Source organism: Sphingomonas sp. BGYR3 (genome assembly GCF_025153455.1).
In the GTDB taxonomy this organism is placed as follows: domain Bacteria; phylum Pseudomonadota; class Alphaproteobacteria; order Sphingomonadales; family Sphingomonadaceae; genus Sphingomonas.
Map to the genome: position 1 here is coordinate 156,433 of NZ_JANZNT010000002.1, position 21,686 is coordinate 178,118.

Genomic DNA, 21,686 nt, shown 5'->3' on the forward strand with positions numbered 1-21,686 from the left:
GCCCATGGACGCCGTCAGCTATTCCGAAGCGCGCGAGAACCTGAAAGCGATGATCGACAAGGTCGTCGCCGACCGTGCGCCGCTGGCCATCACGCGCCAGCGCGGCGAGGGCGCGGTGCTGATTTCCGCAAGCGAATGGGCATCCATTGAAGAGACGCTGTATCTGCTGCGCTCTCCGAAAAACGCCGAGCGATTGCTGGAAGCGGTGCGCGGGTTTGAAAGCGGCGAAGCGCCGGGCATCCCGTTTCCGTGAAGGTTTCGTTCTGGCCGACGGCGTGGGACGATTACCGCCATTGGCAGGAGCATGACCCCAAGCTGACCGACAAGATCAACGCATTGATCGAGGAATGTCGGCGGCACCCGTTCAAGGGGACGGGCAAGCCGGAACCGCTGGGTGGCAACCTATCCGGATGGTGGTCCCGGCGGATCAACCATGAACACCGGCTGGTCTATCGCGTGGCGGGGAGCGGCAAGGATCAGGAACTGCAGGTCGCCCAGTGCCGATATCATTATTAAGGGGGGCTATGTCCCTAGAAGTCGTTCAATACACATTATCAGGAATAACTATCTGTAGTTCAGGATCACTTTGCGCGATTTTCCATTCAGCGTAAGTTCGTTTTGTTCCTTTCAACTTCCACTCAGTACGGCCATTTGCGTTCCGGTCCAGCACGACAGCGGCCGCTGCAGAAGGACTATTAAACGAGAATGGCGCGTTAAATCGATAAAGGCCTTCTCCATTATCCTGCAATAAACCTTTAGCAATCAACGATGCTCTCAAGGTCGAATAAGTGTTTGACTGAAAACCTGAATCTTTGAGCGCTAAAGAGCCCTCTAAGACAATAAATTCTCCATCTTCCTCGACTGCGTCAGCTGCGGCGCCCGCCTTATGACGGATCTCAAATTTGATCTCGCCATAAGTACGCTGTTCGAGAGGAGCCAGAATTTGTACCGCCGCTTTTGGTTGAGGCTTCAACAAATCTAGCCCGATCACAGGCAAAATAACCTGCAGGTTCAGCAGGAACTGTTCCATGTTGGCTTGATCAGCTTCGGGTAGACGCCGCCTCGAGCCAGACGGCTGCGTCCCGTTATCAAGCTCTACCCGTTTTGCTGAGGCAGCCATCTCAATCAGACGAGCTTCAAGATACTCGACATGGCCCTTAGACAAATCGTCGTCACTTGTCGTCACCGCGATCGCGGTTTCCCAAAACCCGCGTTGACCAGCGCTCTGTTTAATGCGCTCCACAACACTATTTGCGGATCCGATATATGCTCGTGTGCCACCTTGTCGCTGAGGATCAGGGCCATGAAGAATGTAGATACCTGTTCGATCAAGCTCAGGCCTCGCAAGCAATGCGCCAAAAGTCGAATCGGTCGCAACAAAAGTAAGGCCAGTCCAGCCATGGATCGTTGCTTTACGTAGGCCGTTCGGCGTTCCGTTCACGAGAAATAGTTGGATTGTTCGTCCGAACTGCGTGTCAGACATAGATATCGATCCTCAATTATGCTCGCGCCCGGTCTCGATATAAATCTTGCTTATTTCTGCCATGCCGGCAAGGGCTGCAGCTTTGCTGGCGGCGGCGGTTTCTGCGCCGGTGGGGCCGGTGATGAGGAAGTCACCGACGCTAATCTTTTAGCCGGCACGCGCGCAAATTCGCGTCCGCTCCGCCGTCCTACTCCTTCGGCTCCGCCGGTTCGACCACATCCAAGTTCCGTTCCCAGCCTTCATTCTGGAGGACCAGGGTCTGGATGGCGACGGCGTTTCCGTTGGCGTCGAGGTCGGGCATGGCGGTGTATTCCGAGGGCCAGCAGCGATAGAGGCGATAGGCGGTGGCGACCTGGCCCGCTTCGTTCATCAGTTCGATGACGATATCCTTGCGGAAATCGGCCAGCGCCATTTCGTCGCCCGCCCCGGCGTCCAGCCGGTGGACGCGATTGGCCCATGCTTCGAATTCCGTATCGTGGGTGACGCCGCGTTCGATGGTGACGGGTTCGTAGCGGGTGATGCCTGGCGAGCGGCGGGGGCGGGACGGGTCGCCGCCCTCGCGATGTTCGACCACTTCGGTGATTCGGCGCAGCGCGCTGATTTTCGAGATGCCGGCGACGACGCGGCCGTCCCATTTCACGCGGAACTTGAAGCCCTTGTAAGGATCGAAGCGGTTCGGATTGACGGTGAACTGCGGCATGAGCACCCCCCTTGTGCTGCGGTTGCCGGGGGATGAGGCGTGAGCTGGGCGCGCGAGTCAATCGCCGCGTGCTGCCCCCGCCATGCCGGTCTCGCCGAGGGGCCGGGGCAGGGGGCCGCTGTGCCCGATGTGCCGCGCTCAGGCGGCGGCGATGCCGCGCACGGACAGCGCCAGCCAGGGTTGCATCGGCAACGGACCCAGCGTGGCCCAGAGGGCGGCGCAGCTGTCCAGCGGCAGGGGATCGATGCTGAACCGAAGCGGCGGTCCCTTGCCCGCAACGCCCGCGCCATTGCCGAGTGCGGCGGCTAGCGCACCCAGTGCCCGATGCGTTTCCGCGCCGTCCGTGCCGGCTACCGCGATCAGATAGCGGGCGGTCAGCAAGCTGGCGGGGCGATCGGCGGCGGGGCCATCGGGACGCCGCCGGTTGGTGCTGCTGGCGTCGGGTTCGACCTGAACCAGCCAGAGCGCGACCGAGAGCGTCTCACCGGCCGCAGGACCGGGCGGGCCGATGCGGACGTCCGCACCCGGCACCGCGGCGCGGGCAAGGTCGGCCAGCGCCAGCGTGGCGGCGGCGATGCCGGCGGTCATGGGGCCGTGATCCGGTTGCCGTGCGCCATTCTTCCCTCCGTCCCATGGCTCGCCCCCGGTCAGTGACGGGCGCGGGCGAGGATTGCAAGCACCGCCGCCAGCCCGGCGAGCAGTATTGCCATCCCGCCATAGACCAGCGGGGCATTGTCGTCATAGACCACGATGCCGTCGAAGTGGCGCCCCGCCTCGTTCATGGGCAGCGTCCGGCGTTCCCACCACAGCGCCGCGCTCACCAAGGCGAGCAGCAGCGACAGGGTGGCAAGCGCCCGGAGCAGCGCGCGCGTCAATCGTGTTCGCGCCCGCCGCTGCCGAGGTACAGTTCCCTCCCCATTTCCTCGTACTTGCGGCTCATCTCCGCCATGCCGGCAAGGGCTGCGGCCTTGCTGGCGGCGGCGGTTTCTGCGCCGGTGGGGCCGGTGGCGATGAAGCCTTCGACGCTCTGGTTCTGTTTCGATGCGAAGTCGCGCACTTCCTGGCTGATCTGCATCGAGCAGAATTTGGGGCCGCACATGGAGCAGAAATGGGCGGTCTTGGCCCCTTCGGCGGGCAGCGTCTGATCGTGATACTGTTCCGCCGTTTCGGGGTCGAGCGACAGGTTGAACTGATCGCGCCAGCGGAATTCGAAGCGCGCCTTTGACAGGGCGTTGTCGCGCATCTGCGCCGCGGGGTGCCCCTTGGCGAGGTCCGCTGCGTGGGCGGCGAGCTTGTAGGTGACGACGCCGACCTTCACATCGTCGCGGTCGGGCAGGCCCAGATGCTCCTTGGGCGTGACGTAGCAGAGCATCGCCGTGCCGTACCATCCGATCATCGCCGCGCCGATGCCGCTGGTGATGTGATCGTAACCGGGCGCGATGTCAGTGGTCAGCGGGCCAAGGGTGTAGAAGGGCGCTTCGCCGCACACCTCCAGCTGCTTGTCCATATTCTCCTTGATCTTGTGCATGGGGACGTGGCCCGGCCCTTCGATCATCACCTGAACATCGCTTTTCCAGGCGCGGTGGGTGAGTTCGCCAAGCGTGTACAGCTCGCTGAACTGCGCCTCGTCATTCGCGTCGGCGATGCTGCCGGGGCGCAGGCCGTCGCCGAGGGAATAGGCGATGTCATACGCCTTCATGATTTCCGTGATCTCGTCGAAATGCTCGTAGAGGAAGCTTTCCTTGTGATGCGCCAGGCACCATTTCGCCATGATCGAGCCGCCGCGCGACACGATGCCGGTGACGCGCTTTGCCGCCATCGGGATGTACGCCAGGCGGACGCCGGCATGGATGGTGAAGTAATCCACGCCCTGTTGCGCCTGTTCAATGAGGGTGTCGCGGAAAATTTCCCAGGTCAGTTCCTCGGCAATGCCGCCGACCTTTTCCAGCGCCTGATAGATGGGGACGGTGCCGATCGGCACGGGCGAATTGCGCAGGATCCATTCGCGGGTGTCGTGGATGTTGCGGCCCGTCGACAGGTCCATGATCGTGTCCGCGCCCCAGCGGGTGGCCCAGACCATCTTGTCGACTTCCTGCGCGACGTCGGACGCGACGGCGGAGTTGCCGATATTGGCGTTGATCTTGACCAGGAAATTGCGGCCGATCGCCATCGGTTCGGTTTCGGGGTGGTTGATGTTGTTGGGGATGATCGCGCGGCCGCGGGCAACCTCGTCCCGCACGAATTCGGGCGTCACATAATCGGGGATGGATGCGCCAAAGCTTTCGCCGTCGCGCAGATATTCGCGCAGCCGTTCGCGGCCCAGATTTTCGCGGGTGGCGACATATTCCATTTCGGGCGTCACGATGCCGCGCCGGGCATAGTGCATCTGGCTGACGTTCATGCCCGGTTTCGCGCGAAGGACGCGGCGGCGGACATTGGGGAAGGGCTGAACCCCGCCGGAACGGTCGGGGCCGAGCTGGCCATTATCCTCTGGCCGAACCTCGCGCTGTTCGACCTCCTCCACATCGCCGCGCGCGCGAATCCAGTCGCGGCGCAGTTCGGGCAGGCCGGCCATGATGTCCATGGTCGCGTTGGGATCGGTATAGGGGCCGGAGGTGTCATAGACGCGCAGCGGCGGCTCGCCGGAGGACGGCTCCAGGTCAATCTCGCGCATCGCGACGTTCAGGGGGCCGACATGCACCTTTCGGCTGCCGCGAATGGGGCCTGTCGTGACGCGCAGTTCGGTGCGGGCGGGGATATCAGCCATCTTGTCTCTCCTCTGGCGGGGGAGGGATGGCCTGAGGGATCAAGCGCTCCGCTCCCTACGCCGGTGTCAGCCGGATCAGGTTCAGCGGGTCGATGGCTGCTGCCATCCTCTCAAGCGCGCATCAGCGCTCCCCCGGGGATGGCATGGCTTGTAGCAGAGCGATGGCGGCGGCGTAAGGGGTCAGCGCAGGATCTTGTCGGCCAGAATCCACGCCCAGACGAGCAGCGTCGATGCCCCGCCCGCAACGGTCCAGCGTACCGCGAGGCCGAGCAGCCGCGTCTGGCCGTCGATGGAGCGGACATAGGCGGCGAGCATCCGCTGGCGCAGCGCCTCGCCCTCCAATCCGTCGCCGTCCACTTCCTCGCCGATCAGGACCGCGCGCAGGACAAAGACGCTGGAGATGACAAGCGGCAGAATGCCGATCAGCGAGGCGATCGTCTCGACGGGCTGGCTGGGCGCATCCAGGCTGAGCGGTGCGCCTGGCGATGCGCTGACCGGATGGGTGCCGATGGTGATCATCAGCGCGTTGAAGGCGAGCATGGCGCCAAGCCGGACCGACAGGTCGAGGTCGCGCCCCTCAAGATAGCGCAGGTCCGCCTGAAATCCGTCGGCGCAATCCTCCTCCCGCATCGACTGGAATGCGCGGAGGGGCGTGCGGATGCTGGTCGGGCGACGGGCCATGTCGCCCGATTAGCAAGCCGGGATCAGAAGGTATAGGTGAGGCCGAGGCCGGCGATCCACTGATCCGCCTTGCCCGCCTCTGCCACGATGGGCGAGCGTTTGAAGTCGCCGAGCATCTGATAGCGGCCGACGACGCCGACCAGGCTGAGCCCGCCGGTCAGGTCGCCGGTCAGCGACTGGACGGCAAGCGCGTTGACGCCCCAGCGTTTCCAGCCCGAACCTGCCTGGCTGTAGGGGGACAGGCCGCTGGCGGCGGCGCCCGCCTGGCTGATGTCGAAATAATAGTCGCCATAACCCTTGCCCACATAATCGGCGAGGACGGAGATGCCGACAAAGTTCTTGGTCGACAATGGCGTGCCATATTCGATGGTCGGGGTGACGATGTAGCTGCCATGCGAGCCGGCGACATCGGTGGAAACCGAGACGCGGGCGGACAGGATGTCATAATCCGACGTGATCACGCCCGTCTTGGTGACGCCGACCCAGCCGCCGAGTTCCACCGCGGTCTTGAGCTTGCCCAGCGCCTCGACCTGCGGATCCTTGATCAGCGTCGTGCGGTCGAGCCGCAGGCCGAGCGTCGGCCCGGCGCCGATATCGATGCCGTTCGGATTGCCCTGATCCCGGATCGCGTCGACGAACAGCATCGGCCCGCGCGAGAAGAACGAGAATCGCGACACCTGACCCCGCAGCACGAATTCGGGGATGACGATATTTTCGTCCGACCCTTCATAGCTGGGCACGGTGATGATGCCCGTACCGATCGACAGGGTGTCGCGATTCGGATCGAGGTCAGGCGCGCCGGCGCCGCCTTCCTGAGCGAGAGCGGGGGCAGCGGAAAGGATCAGCGCGCACAGCGCACCGGACAGGGCGACCTTCATGACGGGAACAGACTCCAACGGTTTCAGGCGCGTAACGCCCCGCACTGCACCACGGTTCCGCGCGGCGTGTCAGAACATGTAACGGATGCGCACATCCTGTTCGTTCCGGGTGCCCGTCGCCAGTTCGAACTGGGCCGAGGAAAAGCGCGGCGGGCCGAACCGGATGGCGGGATTGCGCGAAAACCCGAACCCTTCGCGCGGGATGCCGGCAAAGGTATCGAGTTTCGCATTGCCGTTTTCATCGTGGATGACCGACAGGGCATAGCGGCCGCCCGACAGTCCGTCGAACCGCACCGAGCGTTCGGAGGCCGCGACGCTGCGCGTCACCGCATGCTTGTCATCCAGACAGCCGGGAAAATTGTCGGGGTCCGCGGTCAGGCACAGGCGCAGCATCCCCTTTTCCGAGCGGAGCTTGCCGATTTCCACGTCCAGACGGCCCACGGGCGATGCGCCGGGCAAAAGGCTGACCAAAATCAGCGCCGCTCCTGCGCGGCGTGCCATCCGGTGTCCAAATCCGGCGTCAGCCCATTCCCGTCCCAATTGCGCCCCCATCATTCCCAGACGCCGCCATCCCCCGACGCGGTGTCCGCTGTTTGAACTCACCCAGGCCGTGATCCGTGCCACAGAGCCGGTCCCAGAACCTGAAGTATAATCCGTAATTGCAACCATATCGTTCATGATGCCGCTGGTGATGTGAAGCCGTGATCAGCCACTTCCCCAATGGCCCATCCCAGATGAACCGGGGGAAAACCTCCCAGCCCATGTGATTGGTGACGCCCATAACGGTCATGATCGACAGCACAAGCGCCAGCGCGCCGACATGGATCGGAATTGCGAAGACCAGTGCCGGAATCACGATGGCCCCGGTCAGCGCCTCAACGGGATGAAAAGCCATTGCAGCCCAGGCAGTTGGCGGGCGACTTTGATGATGGACGGCATGGGCGATGCGGAACCATTTCGGCTGATGCATCCAGCGATGGGTCCAGTAGAACCAAGTGTCGTGCGCGAACAGATAGGCAAGCACGCTGACCGGCAGATACCAGAGCGGGTAATCGGCCACGTCCGTGTAAATCCGCGTCCAGCCGCGATTTTGCCAGCCCCAGGCGACAATGCCCGCCGGCACGCCGTAAATGGCGGCGGAGGCGAGCGACCATTTGATCTCCCTGACGATCTGTTTGTCGAGACCGGCATAGAGGCCCGGAAACTTGATCCGCGTCGCCAATGCAAATCCGCCGGACGCGGCCAGATAGCGCAGCCCGACAATCACCGTCATGGCAAGGGCGGACAGAAAGATGGCGAGCGCAATCGACATTGCACAGCAGCATAGCGCCGCTGGCAGCGCGATGCCATGCCCATCTGATGCGATAACCGGCCGCTATGACGGTCGTCGCAAATGACCCCATTCGATCATCGGCATGGACGAACAGTCCGCCGCCATATCCAGTGCCGTCGTAATACACGGAATACAAAGCATAATTGCCGAACAGCTCTGAGCTTTCATTGATCAGTTAAATGGGATGCAAAATCCGCAATTCGCAAATCGCGGCATTGAACCATTCTTTAACCCGATTTCCGGATCATGAATGCGCAATCATGAGGAACGGCCATGTTCAACGTTCTGGAGTGTATTGGCGTACAGCATGACCAGCGGCTGGTCGCCGTTGCAGCGGGCATCTGGATCATCGGCAGCATCACGCTGTTTTTATTGCTGCGACGTTCGGCGGAATGTGTCGAGCGGCGGCGGCGACAATGGGTCGCGGTCGCTGCGCTGGCGGCAGGGGTCGGCATCTGGGCGACGCATTTCGTCGCCATGCTGGCCTATCGCGGCATCGTGCCCGTGGGCTATGATGTGGGCATCACCGCGCTGTCGGTAGGAGTTGCCGTCGCGTTCTTCTGGACCGCGCTTAGCGTGCTGGGCCGACGGCCGACCGGCGGGCGGTCATTGATGGCCGGACTGATGGCGACACTGGGCGTCGCGGCGATGCACTTTACCGGCATGGCGGCGATCATTGCACCGGTCCGCATCGCCTATGACCCCGTGCCGATCGTGGTCGCCGCACTGGTCGGGACGGCGGCGTTTTCCGCATCCTTCATCGCCTTTGCCCGGATGAGAGGCTGGTGGCGGATCACGGTGCCGGCGGCGGGCGCGATCCTGGCCGTTGTCGCGCTGCATTTCACCGCCATGTCGGCGACCGTCATGTCCTATGACCCGGCAAGGGGACACATCGTCGCGCCGCAGGATGTTGCATGGCTGGTCCCCGCCATCGTTGCGGCGACGCTTGGCCTGATCCTGCTGGTGCTGGCCGGCGCGCTGGTCGACCGGTTGCTGACCGACATGCACGGCCTGACCGAGGCGAGCCTGGAGGGGCTGGCCATCGTGTCGCGCGGGCGGATCGTCGAGGTGAACCGCAGGCTGGCCCAGATGATGGGCGACAGCCCGCGGGCGATGATCGGCACCGCGCCCGACCACTGGATCGAGGCGGCGGACGGCCATCCGATCACCGCCGAACGCGCGGCCAGTTTCGAGGGGCGGGCGCTGACCGCGCAGCACCCCGACGAGGTGCTGGAAATCGCGGTGCACGGCATCGAATATCGCGGGCGGCCGTGCCAGGTGTTTGCGGTGCGCGACCTGACCGAACGCAAGCGGTCGCAGCGTCAGATCGAGCATATGGCATCGCATGATTCGCTGACCGGACTGCCCAACCGCGCGCATCTGGAGCGGGTGCTGAACGAACGGATCGCCCGGGGCGAGGGCGGCTTTGCCCTGCTGGCGCTGGACCTGGACCGGTTCAAGGCGGTGAACGACGTGTTCGGCCATGCGGCGGGCGACGAGGTGCTGCGCCGGGTGGCGGCGATCCTGAACGATTGTGTGCGCGACGGCGACCTGATCGCGCGGATCGGCGGCGACGAATTCGTGATGCTGCAGGCGGATACCGAGCGCGAGGGCGATGCGCATGTGCTGGCCCGCCGGGTGCTGAAACGGTTTGCGTCCGATATGGACCCGGCGCGCGATCCGATGGCGGTGGGGGTCAGCATCGGCGTGGCGATGTTCCCCGGCGACGGGGACGCGGCCGAAAGCCTGCGCAACAATGCCGATGTCGCGCTGTACCACGCCAAGGAAGGCGGGCGCGGACGCGTGTGCTTTTTCAACGGCGAGATGGACAAGATGGTGCGCGAGCGCCGCCAGCTTGAGCACGATCTGCGCCAGGCAATGGTGCAGCATCAGTTCCGGCTGGCGTTCCAGCCGCTGGTATCGACCACGCGCGGGCTGGTGATGGGGTATGAGGCGCTGATCCGGTGGGACCACCCCGAACGCGGCGAGGTGCCGCCCGAAACCTTTATCCCCGTGGCCGAGGAAATCGGCGCGATCGTGCCGATCGGCGAATGGGTGCTGCGCGAGGCGTGCCGACAGGCCGCGACCTGGGAACAGGACCTGACCATCGCGGTCAATGTGTCGCCCGTGCAGTTTCAGCTGGCCAACCTGGCCGGGGTGGTGCGCGATGCCGTGTTCCAGGCCGGGCTGGACCCCAAGCGGCTGGAGCTGGAGGTGACGGAAAGCGCGCTGCTGCGCAACCGGGCGACGACGCTGGCCACGCTGCACGAGATCAAGGCGATGGGCGTGCGGATCGCGATGGACGATTTCGGCACCGGCTATTCGTCGCTGAGCAACCTGCAGAGCTTTCCGTTCGACAAGATCAAGATCGACCGGAGTTTCGTGTCCAGCGTCACCGACGACGATGCCGCGCGGTCGATCGTGCGGGCGATCGTCGGCCTGGGCCGCAGCCTCAACCTGCCCGTCGTGGCGGAAGGCGTGGAGACCGAGGCGCAGCGCCGCATGGTGATGGAGGAAGGCTGCCCACAGGCGCAGGGGTTCCTTTATGGCGAGCCGACCAGCGTGCCGGGCGCACGGATGCCGCAACTGCGCGTGGTGAGTTGAAGCGAGGACTCAGCTTGCCGGGACGATGAAGAGTTCGCCGTCGGAATCGAGGATCAAAACCGAACCGTCGGTCCCGTTGACGATTGCCCGGGGTGAATTGATCGTCCCCAGATTGGGCGTGAAATCCGCCGTGCGTCGCTTGACGGCCGTCAACAGGAGCGGCGTCGCGGCGTTCAGGCGGTCGGCCGGTGCCGAAAAAATCGCTCCGCTGGCGTCGGCGAACACATAATGGTCGGCGATCGAGGCGATGGACCGCGGTCCCATCGCCCCGCCGATGACCGGACCGGTGATGCCCGGCAGGACGGCGGCCTGATATCGAATGACGGGATCGACCAGATTGGCTGGCGGGGTTCCGCCGATGACCGTGGTGCCTTCCCTGAATGGCCAGCCGAAATTGCGACCGCCAGTTCCGGGCGTGTAGAAATTGACTTCCTGCTGGCCGGTGGTGGCGGCATCGGCAAATATCAGGGCGCCATTGAACGCTGCGCCGCCATTGGGCGACTTGATCCCCCTTGCCACGATCGAGCGGGTAAAAAAACTGATCGTAGCGCCAGCGTACGGATCGGGGTTCGGCGCGATGCGCAACAGTTTGCCGAGCCAGCTTTGATCGTTTTGAGCATTGCTGGAGCCTGCGCCAGTCAGTTCGGCATCACCGATCAACGCCAGCACCCCGTCAGGCCCGTCCCTGCCGAGCCAGCCACCGCCCCGATAATTCTGGGCCGGCTGAGCGAGTACGGGGCCGAAATTGGACGGGACATAGGGGCCGGCCGGATTGCGGAGATACCAGTTGACGATCAGCGACCCTTGCGGCGTCAGGTACATGGCAAAGAAACTGCCATCCGCCGGATAGCGGTTGGTGGGCGTGATCGCCAACAGGCCGTCCGGTGCGATGTTGCCGATCTGAACCAGCGGTTCGACAGCCCCCGTCTGCAGATTGTACCGGGATACAGCGCCGCCGCGGTCGCCGATCAACAGTTCGGTTTCGTTGATCGGCGCGATTGCCGTGATGTTGGTCAGCCCCTGATCGATCCGACGCACGGCAATGCCTTCCGCCAGGTTGGTCACGGTAACGGTCAGTATCTGCGCGGTCGTTGCGCGCCCATCGCTTGCAGTCAGGGTGAGCCGATATTCGTTATCGAAATTGGCATCGCCCGGTTCGTCGAAATCGGGCGGCGTCAGGAACGCCAGTTCGCCGTTCAGCGTCAGGGCAAATCTGGACGCATCATCGCCGGCGAGGGTGAAGGTGACGGTATCCCCATCCGCATCGGTGGCGGCAGCACGATACACGACGCCGACACTGTTTTCGGCCACGGACGCGCTGGTCGCCGAGGTGAAGGCCGGTGCCCGATTGGCCGGTGGAGGTGCAGGCGCTGGCACGCCCGCCGATCCACCGGAGCCGCCTCCGCCGCATGCAGCAGTCATGCAAAGCAAGATGGACGCCGACGCCGAATACACCATTCGCGCGACGCGTGCCTGCCGCCTGTTCCGTGCAATCATCAATGCCCCCCTTACGCCACCCAGCGAGCCGGACCGCAACGATATTATCCGTCATCCCTCATTGGCAATAGTGTGATCGTCCGATTCGAATAATGAACGATGGTGGCCTAGTTGTTATATTTGGGAGGTACGGGGCGCCGCAGAACAGCAACCAGAAGATTGCGTTGATGTTGGAGCGGTTATGTTTGCGCAGCCTGCAAGGCGGGTGAAGAGTTTGCCTTGGGCGGACAACTGCAGCGAGACATAGCCGCTCAGTTCTCCAGCGGTCGCCAGTGCAGGGGCTGACTGCGCATAGTCGCCCAATCGAGGTGCGGTGCAATCAGAGCGGTAGCGGATCGCCAGCGCATCCTTTCATGCCATCCCGCCCCGCGGCCATGCCGAGCCAGTTTTTCCTCCCGCTTAATTCCCCATGCCTGCGAAGGGGTTCTGGCCGGCCTCCAGCATCATTGCGGCGAGTGCGCCGAGGTCGAGGCGGGCGACAAGAGCCATGAGGCCGCCGGCGACCTGGGGGTCGGACAGGCGCTCCTGAAGCGCGAGCTGGGCGATGCGGGAAAAGCCCTGTTGCAGGGCGGCCTGGCCGCCGGTGCGGACGGCGGCGGTCATTTCCGCCTTGCAATCGGTGAAGGCGAGCCGGTTGAACACGACCGCCGCGGCCTGTGTCGCGGCCTCGCGCTTCGCCGGTGTCACCTGCGCCAGATCGGCGAGATCGGGGCTGAGCGAGGCGACGGCGAAGGTCCAGCGGACCATGGCCGTGCGATCCGCCCGCGTCGTCTTTGCCGACAGGCAGCGGTCGAGCGCCGCCGCCTGCTGACCCTGCGCGGCGGCAGGGGTGGCGAGGGTGAGTGCCAGTGTGGCGAGCAAGGCCCGCGCCAATCCGCCCCCTCCGCCGCCATTTCGCGGCACCTCCCCCTGGCGGGGGAGGATCGATTTTACGCTTTTACCGATGCGATCCATGCGTTCACCTGTTCTTCCAGCACATCCAGCGGCACGGCGCCGCCGGACAGGATCACTTCATGGAAATCCCGGATGTCGAATTTGGATCCAAGCTGGGTTTCCGCTTTCTTGCGCAGCTCGGCGATCTTGAGCTGGCCGATCATGTAGCTGGTCGCCTGACCCGGATTGTTGATGTAGCGGTTGACCTCGCGCTCGACATCGCCCTTTGAAATCGAGCTGTTGTCGAGGAAATACTGGACCGCCTGTTCGCGGGTCCAGCGTTTGGAATGAAGGCCCGTGTCGGTGACGAGGCGAATGGCGCGCCACATCTGAAGCGAGAGCATCCCGAATTCGGAATAGGGGTCGGTATAGCCGCCCATCTCCTTGGCCAGCCGTTCCGTATAAAGGCCCCAACCTTCGGAATAGGCGGAATAGCCGCCGAACAGGCGGAAGCGGGGCAGGCCGGCAAGCTCCTGCTGCCGGGCGATCTGGAAATGGTGGCCCGGCGCGCCTTCATGGACGGAAATGCCCTCCATCTGGATCTTCTGCGTCTGGGTCATGTCAACGAGGTTGACGTAATAAATGCCGGGGCGCGAACCGTCCGGGGCGGGGCGGTTGTAAAAGGCGGTCGAGGCCGTCCCCTCGCGCCATTTTTCCACCGCGCGCACTTCCAGCGCCGCCTTGGGCAGGGTGCGGAAATATTCCGGCGCCTTGGCCATCATCCGCGCGATGACGGCGCGGGCGTCGGCCAAATACTGGTCACGGCCGGCCTGATCGTTCGAATAGCGGAACTTGGGATCGGTGCGGATATATTCGAAAAACGCCTTGAGATCGCCGGTAAAGCCGACGCGGGTCTTGATCGCCTCCATCTCCTTGCGGATCGCGGCGACCTGATCGAGGCCGATCTGGTGGATCTGATCCGCCGTCAGGTCGGTCGTGGTGTAGGCGGACAGGCGCGCGTCGTAATAGGCCGCGCCGTTGGGCAGGCTCCACGCGCCGTTATTGCCGGTCGCCTTGGGCTCGATTTCGTCGAGCACGGCGAACAGCGTGTCGAAACCGCGCTTGAACGGGCCGGTCAGTGCGGCCGACGCATCGGCGATCAGCTTGTCCTTTTCCCCCTGCGGGATCGACAGTGCCGTCACCTTCTTGCGGAAATCGGCGAGCACCGTGCTGTCCTCTCCGCTGGCAAAGGGCGCGCCGACCAGCACCTTTTGCGCGTCGGCGCGGGCGGGGGCGAACACCATCTGCGGCGGCACGATGCCCTTTGCCGCCTGATCGCGCATTTCGGCCGCAACCTCGCGCATCACGCGATCGGTTTCCGCAATGCGGGCGATATAGGCGCGGGCGTCATCGGCGGTGTCGATGCGGTGGTTGTTGATGAGGAACACCGGAATCTGGCCCGCGGGCGAGCCATTGGTGCTGACCGGAAAGCCATAATCGCGGAACTGATATTGCCGCCGCTGATTTTCGACCGACTTTTCATACAGGCGATAGGACAGGCGGCCCTGCGGCGACAGCTTTGCCGGATCGAACTGGGCGCGCATCGCGGCCAGCGTTTCTTCGGCCAGCTTCATCCGCTTTTCGCCATCGGCGGGGGTGTAATCGTCAAGCTTGTCGTAATTGGTCTTGAGGCCGAGCGCGGTCTGCGTTTCCGGGCTGAGCGCCACGCCCTTGTCGAACGCGGCGTCGAGGAACGCGGTCAGGCGCGCATCCTCCGCCTGCGCCGTCGCCTGGGCGGCCGGTTCGGCGGGCGCGGCGGCCAGCATCAGCGGAGCGGCGGAAATCATCAGGAGCGGCAACAGCTTGCGCGACATCAGGCAGCCCTTTTTGCATCGGGGTTTCGGGATGGGCGCGAAGCTGGCCGATTGTGGCGCGCGGGGCAAGGGGGTGTATGCGTCCGCTAGGTCACTTCCGGCGGCAGGTCAGTCGTCCTCGTCCTCGAAGCCGACGAGATCGAGGGCGCGGGCCTTGATCTGGTGCGTCTGGCACCAGTGGACCAGCGCGTCCTCTCGCCCATGGGTCACCCAGACTTCCCGCGGGGCAACGTCGCGGATGGTAGTGGTGAGTTCGTCCCAGTCGGCATGGTCGGACAGGATGATGGGCAGTTCCACGTTGCGCTGGCGCGCGCGCTGACGCACCCGCATCCAGCCGGATGCCATGGCGGTCAGCGGATCGGGCAGTCGGCGGGACCAGCGGTCGTTCAGCGCCGACGGTGGGGCAAGCACGATGCGGCCGGCAAGGTCCGCCTTTGTCGCCTCGCTCGCCGGGCGCAGTTCGCCAAGATCGACGCCGTGGGCAACATACAGGTCGCACAATCGCTGCAGTGCGCCGTGCAGATACAGCGGATCGTCGAACCTCGCATCGCGCAGTTCGCGGATCACCCGCTGCGCCTTGCCCAGCGCATAGGCGCCGACCAGCACGCAGCGCGTCGGATCGGCGCGGACGGCGGCGATCAGCTTGGCAACCTCTGACGGCGTGTCGGGATGGACGAAGACGGGCAGGCCGAACGTCGCCTCTGTCACGAATACGTCGCAGGGGACGACTTCGAAGGGCGCGCAGGTGGGATCGGGGCGGCGTTTATAGTCGCCGGTGACGACGACGCGCTCGCCGCGATGCTCCAGCACGATCTGGGCCGAGCCAAGGACGTGGCCGGCGGGGACGAAGCGGATATCCACCTCGCCCAACCGGACGGTGTCGCCATAGCCGACAGGATGGCCCGATTGTTCGCCATAGCGCACGCCCATGATGGCGAGGGTTTCGGGCGTGGCCCAGACCGCGCCATGCCCGCCGCGCGCATGATCGGCATGGCCGTGGGTGACGAGCGCGCGGGGCTTTGGCTGGCTGGGGTCGATCCACGCATCGGCGGCGGGGACGTAAATCCCCTCCGGTCGCGGGTCTATCCAGTCGCCGAGCCTTGCCATGGGGGGGATATGGGGCGGGGCAGGGGTGTGGGGAAGGGTGGAAGGAAGAACACCCTCACCCTTCCCACCGCCTGCGGCGGCGGGCCCCTTCCCTCTCCCGCAGGCGGGAGAGGGAGGTAGGCGCGTCAGCGCCGGAAGGGTGAGGGCTTCTTCTTGCAGCCCGCATGGGTGAGCGCGGGGATTGGCGAAGCGGGGGGAAGGGGCCACATTGGGCGGGTGAGCGACCTATCCCCCATCCTGACCGACTGGTTCGCATCGCGGGGATGGGGGGTGCGGGACCATCAGTTGCGGATGCTGGCATCGGCGCGGGCGGGGCGGCACGCGCTGCTGGTCGCGCCAACGGGGGCGGGCAAGACCATGGCGGGGTTCCTGCCGGTGCTGGACGACCTGATCCGCGCGCCTGCGGTGGGGCTGCATACCCTCTATATCAGTCCGCTAAAGGCGCTGGCGGTGGATGTGCGGCGCAATCTGCTGGCGCCGATCGAGGACATGGCCCTGCCGATCCGGGTGGAGACGCGGACCGGCGATACGCCCAGCGACCGCAAGGCGCGGCAGCGGGCGCGGCCGCCGCAGATATTGCTGACCACGCCGGAATCGCTGAGTTTGCTGATCAGCTATCCCGACAGTTTCGAATTGCTGGCGGGCCTGAAGACCATCATCGTCGATGAGGTTCATGCGTTCGCCACCGGCAAGCGCGGCGACCTGTTGTCTCTCGCGATGAGCCGATTGCAGGCGATTGCGCCCGATGCGCGGCGGGTGGCGCTGTCCGCCACGGTCGCCGATCCCGACGGGTATCGCGCCTGGCTGGCCCCGGATGGCGATATCGACGCGGTTGACCTGGTCGCCGGGGTTGAGGGGGCGGAGCCGGACATCGCCATCCTGTTGCCCGAGGGGCGGGTGCCATGGTCCGGCCATTCGGGGCGATATGCCGCGCCGCAGGTGATGGCGGAGATCGAGACGCACGAAACCAGCATCGTGTTCTGCAACACCCGCGGTCTGGCCGAGCTGATCTTTCAGGAGTTGTGGAAGGTCAACGAGCTGAAGCTGCCGATCGGGGTGCATCACGGCAGCCTGTCGATCGAGGCGCGGCGCAAGGTGGAGGAAGCGATGGCGCGCGGCGAACTGCGCGCGCTGGTCGCCACGGCCAGCCTGGACCTGGGCGTCGATTGGGGCAATGTCGATTGCGTCATTCAGATGGGCGCGCCCAAGGGGTCGTCGCGCCTGTTGCAGCGGATCGGGCGGGCCAATCACCGGCTGGACGAACCATCGGAGGCGGTGCTGGTGCCGGGCAACCGGTTCGAATATCTGGAGGCGCGGGCGGCGCTGGATGCGGTGCGCGACGGCGAGCTGGACCCCGATATCTTTCGCCCCGGCGGGCTGGATGTGCTGGCCCAGCATCTGATGGCGTGCGCGTGCGCCGCGCCGTTCGATGCTGCACAGATGCTGCGCGAGGTGCAGTCGGCGCTGCCCTATTCCGGGCTGGATGCAGAGACGTTCGACCGGGTGCTGGGGTTCATCGCCGATGGCGGCTATTCCCTGCGCGCCTATGACCGGTTCAAGCGGCTGATCCTCGACAAGTCGCTGGGGGGCAAGGACGGCCTGTGGCGGGTCAGCCATCCGCAGTTCGTGGCGCAGCACCGGCTGAATGCCGGGATCATCGTCGATGCCCCCGTGCTGGACGTGCGGTTCAAGAACGGGCGCAAGCTGGGCACGGTGGAGGAATATTTCGCTGCGTCGCTCAGCCCCGGCGACACGTTCTTCTTTGCCGGAATCAGCCTGGAGGTGGAGCGGATGGACGCTGCCGAGCTGATCGTGCGGGCGACCAGCCGGCCGGCGCGCATCCCCACCTATGTCGGCGCGCGGATGCCGCTGTCCACCAACCTGGCCAACCGGGTCCGCCATTTCCTGCATGAGCCTGCGGAATGGGCGCGCTTTCCCGCCGATGTGCGCGAATGGCTGGAGATGCAGCAGCGGCGATCGCGGCTGCCCGAACCCGGCGAATTGCTGGTCGAAACCTTTCCGCGGGAGGGGCGGCATTATATGGTCGCCTATAGTTTCGAGGGGTGGAACGCGCACCAGTCGCTGGGGATGCTGATCACCCGGCGGATGGAGGCACAGGGGCTGAAGCCGCTGGGCTTCGTGTCCAATGATTATGCGCTGGCCTGTTATGGGCTGGAGCCGATCACCGATCCCGCCGCGCTGTTTTCGCGCGATATCCTGGAGGAGGAATTTGTCGACTGGGTGCAGGGGTCCTCGCTGCTGAAGCGGGCGTTCCGCGAAGTGGCGGTGATCGGCGGGCTGGTCGAGCGGCAGTTGCCGGGCAAGCGCAAGACGGGGCGGCAGGTGACGTTTTCCACCGACCTGATCTACGACGTGCTGCGCCGGTACGAGCCGGGGCACCTGCTGCTGCAGGCGGCATGGGCGGATGCGCGGGCGCGGATGACCGATGTCGGGCGGCTGGCCGACCTGCTAGACCGGGCGGCGGGCACGATGCTGCACGTCGAACTGGACCGGATCAGCCCGCTGGCCGTGCCGGTCATCGTCCTGATCGGGCGGGAGAGCGTGGCGCAGGGATCGGTGGACGACGAACTGCTGATCGAGGCGGAGGCGCTGGCGGCCGAGGCGATGGCGTAAGGCACGGGCGCGGCGGCAGTCATTGACCGGGAAGGCCCCATGGCCCTAAGCGGCGCGGGACATTTTCCGCCGTTCGCGAATGGACCCCAGCCTTGGCACAGCCGCTCAGTTTCCAGCGCATGATCCTGACGCTCCACGATTACTGGAGCCGTCACGGATGCCTTATCCTGCAACCCTATGACATGCGCATGGGGGCAGGCACGTTTCACACCGCAACGACGCTGCGCGCGCTGGGGCCGGAGCCGTGGAATGCCGCGTTCGTCCAGCCGTGCCGCCGCCCGACCGATGGCCGCTATGGCGAAAACCCCAACCGGTTGCAGCATTATTACCAGTATCAGGTGATCCTGAAGCCCAGCCCGGAAAACCTGCAGGAACTGTATCTGGGGTCGCTGTCCGAAATCGGCATCGACCCGCTCAGGCACGATATCCGGTTCGTCGAGGATGACTGGGAAAGCCCGACGCTGGGCGCATGGGGCCTGGGCTGGGAAGTGTGGTGCGACGGGATGGAGGTGACGCAGTTCACCTATTTCCAGCAGATGGGCGGGTTCGACTGCAAGCCGGTGGCGGGCGAGCTGACCTATGGTCTGGAGCGGCTGGCCATGTACATCCAGAATGTCGACAGCGTGTATGACCTGGCGTTCAACGACGCGGGCGTGACCTATGGCGAGGTGTTCCTGGAAAACGAGCGCCAGATGTCGAAATATAATTTCGAGGTGGCGGACACCGAGACACTGTTCGAGGGATTTCGCAAGGCGGTGGCCGAATGCGAGAACTGCCTGACCCACAATGTGCCCATCGCGGCTTATGAACAGGCGATCGAGGCGAGCCACCTGTTCAACCTGTTGCAGGCGCGCGGCGTCATAAGCGTGGCGGAGCGTCAGGCCTATATCGGCCGGGTCCGCGATCTGGCCAAGGGCAGCTGCGAGGCGCACATCAAGCACATGATGCCAGAATGGCAGGCGCAGTTTCCGGAGTGGACGCTGTGACCGATTTTCTGCTGGAGCTGCGGTCGGAGGAAATCCCGGCGCGGATGCAGGATCGCGCGCGGGCCGATCTGGAAAAGCTGTTCGTCGCCGAGCTGGAGAAGGCGGGGCTGAAGGCCGGGGGCATCGTCACCTATGCCACGCCGCGCCGCCTGACGCTGATCGCGCGGGACTTGCCGGAGGCGACGGCCGCGCTGAGCGAGGAGCTGAAAGGCCCGCCCGCCGATGCGCCCGACGCTGCAGTCGAGGGGTTCCTGCGCAAGGCGGGGCTGACCCGCGACGCGCTGGAGACGCGGGACGTGAAGGGGCGGGCGACGCTGTTCGCGGTGATCGAACGGGCGGGGCGGCCGACCGCTGACCTGCTGGCCGAGGCGATCCCGGCGATCGTCCGCGCATTCCCGTGGCCCAAGTCGATGCGCTGGGGCGCGGCGTCGGTCTCGACCGAAAGCCTTCGCTGGGTGCGCCCGTTGCAGGGGATCGTCGCGCTGTTCGGGGATGCCGTGGTCGATTGCGAGGTGGCGGGCATCCGGTCGGGCCGTGAGACGATGGGCCACCGGTTTCACCATGACGGCGTGGTTACCATCGGGTCGGCGCAGGATTATGCGGAGGCACTGCGCGCTGCCCATGTCATCGTCGATCAGGACGAGCGCCGGGCGATGATCCGCGCGCGCGCCGCAGAACTGGCGTCGGAGGCTGGCCTGACCCTGATCGAGGATGAGGGGCTGGTCGCGGAGAATGCGGGCCTGACCGAATGGCCGGTGCCGCTGATCGGCCGGTTCGATCCGGCGTTTCTGGACGTGCCGCCGGAGGTCATTCAGCTAACCGCACGGGTTAATCAGAAGTATTTCGTTTGTGCCGATACGGATGGCAAGCTGGCCAATGCGTTCGTGTGCACCGCGAACATCACGGCGAGCGATGGCGGGGCCAAGATCGTCGAGGGCAACCAGAAGGTGCTGGCCGCGCGATTGAGCGATGCGCGGTTCTTTTACGACACCGACCTGAAGGTGCCGCTGGAGAAGCAGGCGGAAAAGCTGGCCAAGATCGTGTTCCACGAAAAGCTGGGCACGGTGGCCGACAAGGTGGATCGCGTGGCGAAGCTGGCCCGCTGGCTGTGCGAGGAGGGGATCGTCCGTCCTTCACCCCTCCCCTTCAGGGGAGGGGCCGGGGGTGGGGGTGTCCCCCAAGCCGGATCGCCCGTGGGGCGCCCCCACCCCAACCCCTCCCCTGAAGGGGAGGGGCTGAGCCAGGAACAGCTGGCCGACCTTGCCGAACGGGCGGCGCGGCTGTGCAAGGCGGACCTGGTCACCGGGATGGTCGGCGAGTTTCCGGAACTGCAAGGCCTGATGGGCGGATATTACGCCGCCGCGCAGGGCGAGCACCCCGCGGTCGCAGCGGCGATCCGCGACCATTACAAGCCGGTCGGGCAGGGCGACGATGTGCCCACCGATCCGGTGACGGTGGCAGTTTCGCTGGCGGACAAGCTGGATACGTTAATGTGCTTCTTTGCCATTGGCGAGAAGCCAACTGGCTCGAAAGATCCCTTTGCGCTTCGTCGTGCAGCGCTAAGTGTCATTCGCTCGGTGCTGGCAAACAACATTCGGTTTAGCCTTGACGATTCGCTTGAGACAATGACCGACGTAATCGCGTCAGGCAGGACGGATGGCGAACGGCAAGCGCGGCGAGATGAATTAGATGGCATTCTTCTGAATGAGATTGCGACTGGCGATGCCGGTTTGGTTTGGTTCTTCGCCGACCGCCTCAAGGTCCAGCAGCGCGAAGCCGGCGTCCGGCACGATCTGATCGACGCGGTGTTCGCGTTGGGCGGGGAGGATGATCTCGTCCGGTTGCTGGCCCGTGTCCATGCGCTGCAGGCGTTTATGGGGACCGAGGATGGGGCGAACCTGCTGGCGGGATACAAGCGCGCGGCGAACATCCTGAAGAAGGAGGGCGGCGTGCCGGAAGGTGCGGGGACCAATCCGTCGCCTGCACCGGCCGAAGCCGCGCTGATCGCGGCGCTGGATGCGGCGGAGCCGCTGGCGGCGGCTGCGGTGGCGGAGGAGCGGTTTGGCGATGCGATGGCGGCGCTGGCCAGCCTGCGCGCGCCGATCGATACGTTCTTTACCGATGTGATCGTCAACGACCCCGATCCGGCGATCCGCGCGGCGCGGCTGGCGCTGCTGGCGCGGATGCGGGATGCGGTCCACGCCGTCGCCGACTTCAGCCGGATCGAGGGATAGCGATATCATTGGTCGTGGTGTCCCGCTGCGACGCA

20 protein-coding genes and 1 riboswitch are annotated in these 21,686 nt (G+C 64.9%); of the genes, 7 read left to right on the top strand and 13 right to left on the bottom strand.

Annotated features, from left to right (window positions below; translation table 11 throughout):
• Positions 1 to 4 precede the first annotated feature (4 nt).
• Both NYR55_RS12550 and NYR55_RS12555 read left to right on the top strand, forming a co-directional pair.
• Positions 5 to 253 (top strand): type II toxin-antitoxin system prevent-host-death family antitoxin, encoded by a 249-nt coding sequence (locus tag NYR55_RS12550; protein WP_260021845.1) that lies wholly within the window; start codon positions 5 to 7, stop codon positions 251 to 253.
• Positions 250 to 516, top strand: a complete 267-nt coding sequence (locus NYR55_RS12555; RefSeq protein WP_260021847.1) for a Txe/YoeB family addiction module toxin — start codon at positions 250 to 252, stop codon at positions 514 to 516. The genes NYR55_RS12550 and NYR55_RS12555 overlap by 4 nt, the downstream gene beginning before the upstream one ends.
• 25 nt (positions 517 to 541) lie before the next feature.
• Here NYR55_RS12555 and NYR55_RS12560 read toward each other — a convergent pair whose 3' ends face one another.
• From NYR55_RS12560 to NYR55_RS12600, 9 genes are all read right to left on the bottom strand, one after another.
• A complete protein-coding gene (locus NYR55_RS12560; protein ID WP_260021848.1) occupies positions 542 to 1,483 on the bottom strand; it encodes a GIY-YIG nuclease family protein in 942 nt (313 codons plus the stop codon).
• 187 nt (positions 1,484 to 1,670) lie between these two features.
• Entirely contained in the window at positions 1,671 to 2,183 is a 513-nt protein-coding gene (locus NYR55_RS12565; RefSeq protein WP_260021849.1) for a phage tail protein, read from the bottom strand.
• Between the two features lie 138 nt (positions 2,184 to 2,321).
• The gene (locus NYR55_RS12570) at positions 2,322 to 2,771 is read right to left on the bottom strand and encodes a DUF4255 domain-containing protein (protein WP_260021850.1); all 450 of its coding nucleotides are present in this window, start codon (positions 2,769 to 2,771) and stop codon (positions 2,322 to 2,324) included.
• 59 nt (positions 2,772 to 2,830) lie between these two features.
• Positions 2,831 to 3,058, bottom strand: a complete 228-nt coding sequence (locus NYR55_RS12575) for a hypothetical protein (protein ID WP_260021851.1) — start codon at positions 3,056 to 3,058, stop codon at positions 2,831 to 2,833.
• Positions 3,055 to 4,950, bottom strand: coding sequence for a phosphomethylpyrimidine synthase ThiC (thiC, locus tag NYR55_RS12580; RefSeq protein ID WP_260021852.1), 1,896 nt, complete (start codon positions 4,948 to 4,950; stop codon positions 3,055 to 3,057). Before thiC ends, NYR55_RS12575 begins: the two co-directional genes overlap by 4 nt.
• A gap of 35 nt (positions 4,951 to 4,985) precedes the next feature.
• A riboswitch (TPP riboswitch) is annotated at positions 4,986 to 5,094 on the bottom strand.
• Positions 5,095 to 5,130: 36 nt separating this feature from the next.
• A complete protein-coding gene (locus tag NYR55_RS12585) occupies positions 5,131 to 5,631 on the bottom strand; it encodes a hypothetical protein (protein WP_260021853.1) in 501 nt (166 codons plus the stop codon).
• A gap of 23 nt (positions 5,632 to 5,654) precedes the next feature.
• The gene (locus NYR55_RS12590) at positions 5,655 to 6,509 is read right to left on the bottom strand and encodes a MipA/OmpV family protein (RefSeq protein ID WP_260021854.1); all 855 of its coding nucleotides are present in this window, start codon (positions 6,507 to 6,509) and stop codon (positions 5,655 to 5,657) included.
• A 69-nt stretch (positions 6,510 to 6,578) separates the two neighbouring features.
• Positions 6,579 to 7,010 (bottom strand): DUF2141 domain-containing protein, encoded by a 432-nt coding sequence (locus NYR55_RS12595; RefSeq protein ID WP_260021855.1) that lies wholly within the window; start codon positions 7,008 to 7,010, stop codon positions 6,579 to 6,581.
• A 19-nt stretch (positions 7,011 to 7,029) separates the two neighbouring features.
• The gene (locus tag NYR55_RS12600) at positions 7,030 to 7,815 is read right to left on the bottom strand and encodes a sterol desaturase family protein (RefSeq protein WP_260022373.1); all 786 of its coding nucleotides are present in this window, start codon (positions 7,813 to 7,815) and stop codon (positions 7,030 to 7,032) included.
• A 300-nt stretch (positions 7,816 to 8,115) separates the two neighbouring features.
• Here NYR55_RS12600 and NYR55_RS12605 point away from each other — a divergent pair, with 300 nt between their 5' ends.
• Positions 8,116 to 10,446 (top strand): bifunctional diguanylate cyclase/phosphodiesterase, encoded by a 2,331-nt coding sequence (locus tag NYR55_RS12605; protein ID WP_260021856.1) that lies wholly within the window; start codon positions 8,116 to 8,118, stop codon positions 10,444 to 10,446.
• A 9-nt stretch (positions 10,447 to 10,455) separates the two neighbouring features.
• Here the strand turns inward: NYR55_RS12605 and NYR55_RS12610 are convergent, their stop codons facing one another.
• Positions 10,456 to 11,868, bottom strand: coding sequence for a PQQ-dependent sugar dehydrogenase (locus NYR55_RS12610; protein ID WP_260021857.1), 1,413 nt, complete (start codon positions 11,866 to 11,868; stop codon positions 10,456 to 10,458).
• Between NYR55_RS12610 and NYR55_RS12615 the strand changes: the two genes are divergently transcribed.
• Positions 11,867 to 12,019, top strand: a complete 153-nt coding sequence (locus NYR55_RS12615) for a hypothetical protein (RefSeq protein WP_260021859.1) — start codon at positions 11,867 to 11,869, stop codon at positions 12,017 to 12,019. The two genes, NYR55_RS12610 and NYR55_RS12615, sit on opposite strands and share 2 nt — an antisense overlap.
• Positions 12,020 to 12,342: 323 nt before the next feature.
• On the opposite strand, the gene NYR55_RS12620 is transcribed toward NYR55_RS12615, so the two are convergent.
• From NYR55_RS12620 to NYR55_RS12630, 3 genes are all read right to left on the bottom strand, one after another.
• Positions 12,343 to 12,897, bottom strand: a complete 555-nt coding sequence (locus NYR55_RS12620) for a hypothetical protein (RefSeq protein ID WP_260021861.1) — start codon at positions 12,895 to 12,897, stop codon at positions 12,343 to 12,345.
• Positions 12,873 to 14,690, bottom strand: coding sequence for a DUF885 domain-containing protein (locus tag NYR55_RS12625; protein ID WP_260021862.1), 1,818 nt, complete (start codon positions 14,688 to 14,690; stop codon positions 12,873 to 12,875). The genes NYR55_RS12620 and NYR55_RS12625 overlap by 25 nt, the downstream gene beginning before the upstream one ends.
• A gap of 108 nt (positions 14,691 to 14,798) precedes the next feature.
• A complete protein-coding gene (locus NYR55_RS12630) occupies positions 14,799 to 15,797 on the bottom strand; it encodes a ligase-associated DNA damage response exonuclease (protein WP_260021863.1) in 999 nt (332 codons plus the stop codon).
• 237 nt (positions 15,798 to 16,034) lie between these two features.
• Here NYR55_RS12630 and NYR55_RS12635 point away from each other — a divergent pair, with 237 nt between their 5' ends.
• The 3 genes from NYR55_RS12635 (at position 16,035) to glyS (ending at position 21,651) form a co-directional block, all read left to right on the top strand.
• Entirely contained in the window at positions 16,035 to 18,431 is a 2,397-nt protein-coding gene (locus NYR55_RS12635; protein WP_260022374.1) for a ligase-associated DNA damage response DEXH box helicase, read from the top strand.
• Positions 18,432 to 18,550: 119 nt separating this feature from the next.
• Positions 18,551 to 19,417, top strand: coding sequence for a glycine--tRNA ligase subunit alpha (locus NYR55_RS12640; protein ID WP_260022375.1), 867 nt, complete (start codon positions 18,551 to 18,553; stop codon positions 19,415 to 19,417).
• A complete protein-coding gene (glyS, locus tag NYR55_RS12645; protein ID WP_260021864.1) occupies positions 19,414 to 21,651 on the top strand; it encodes a glycine--tRNA ligase subunit beta in 2,238 nt (745 codons plus the stop codon). Before NYR55_RS12640 ends, glyS begins: the two co-directional genes overlap by 4 nt.
• Positions 21,652 to 21,686 lie beyond the last annotated feature (35 nt).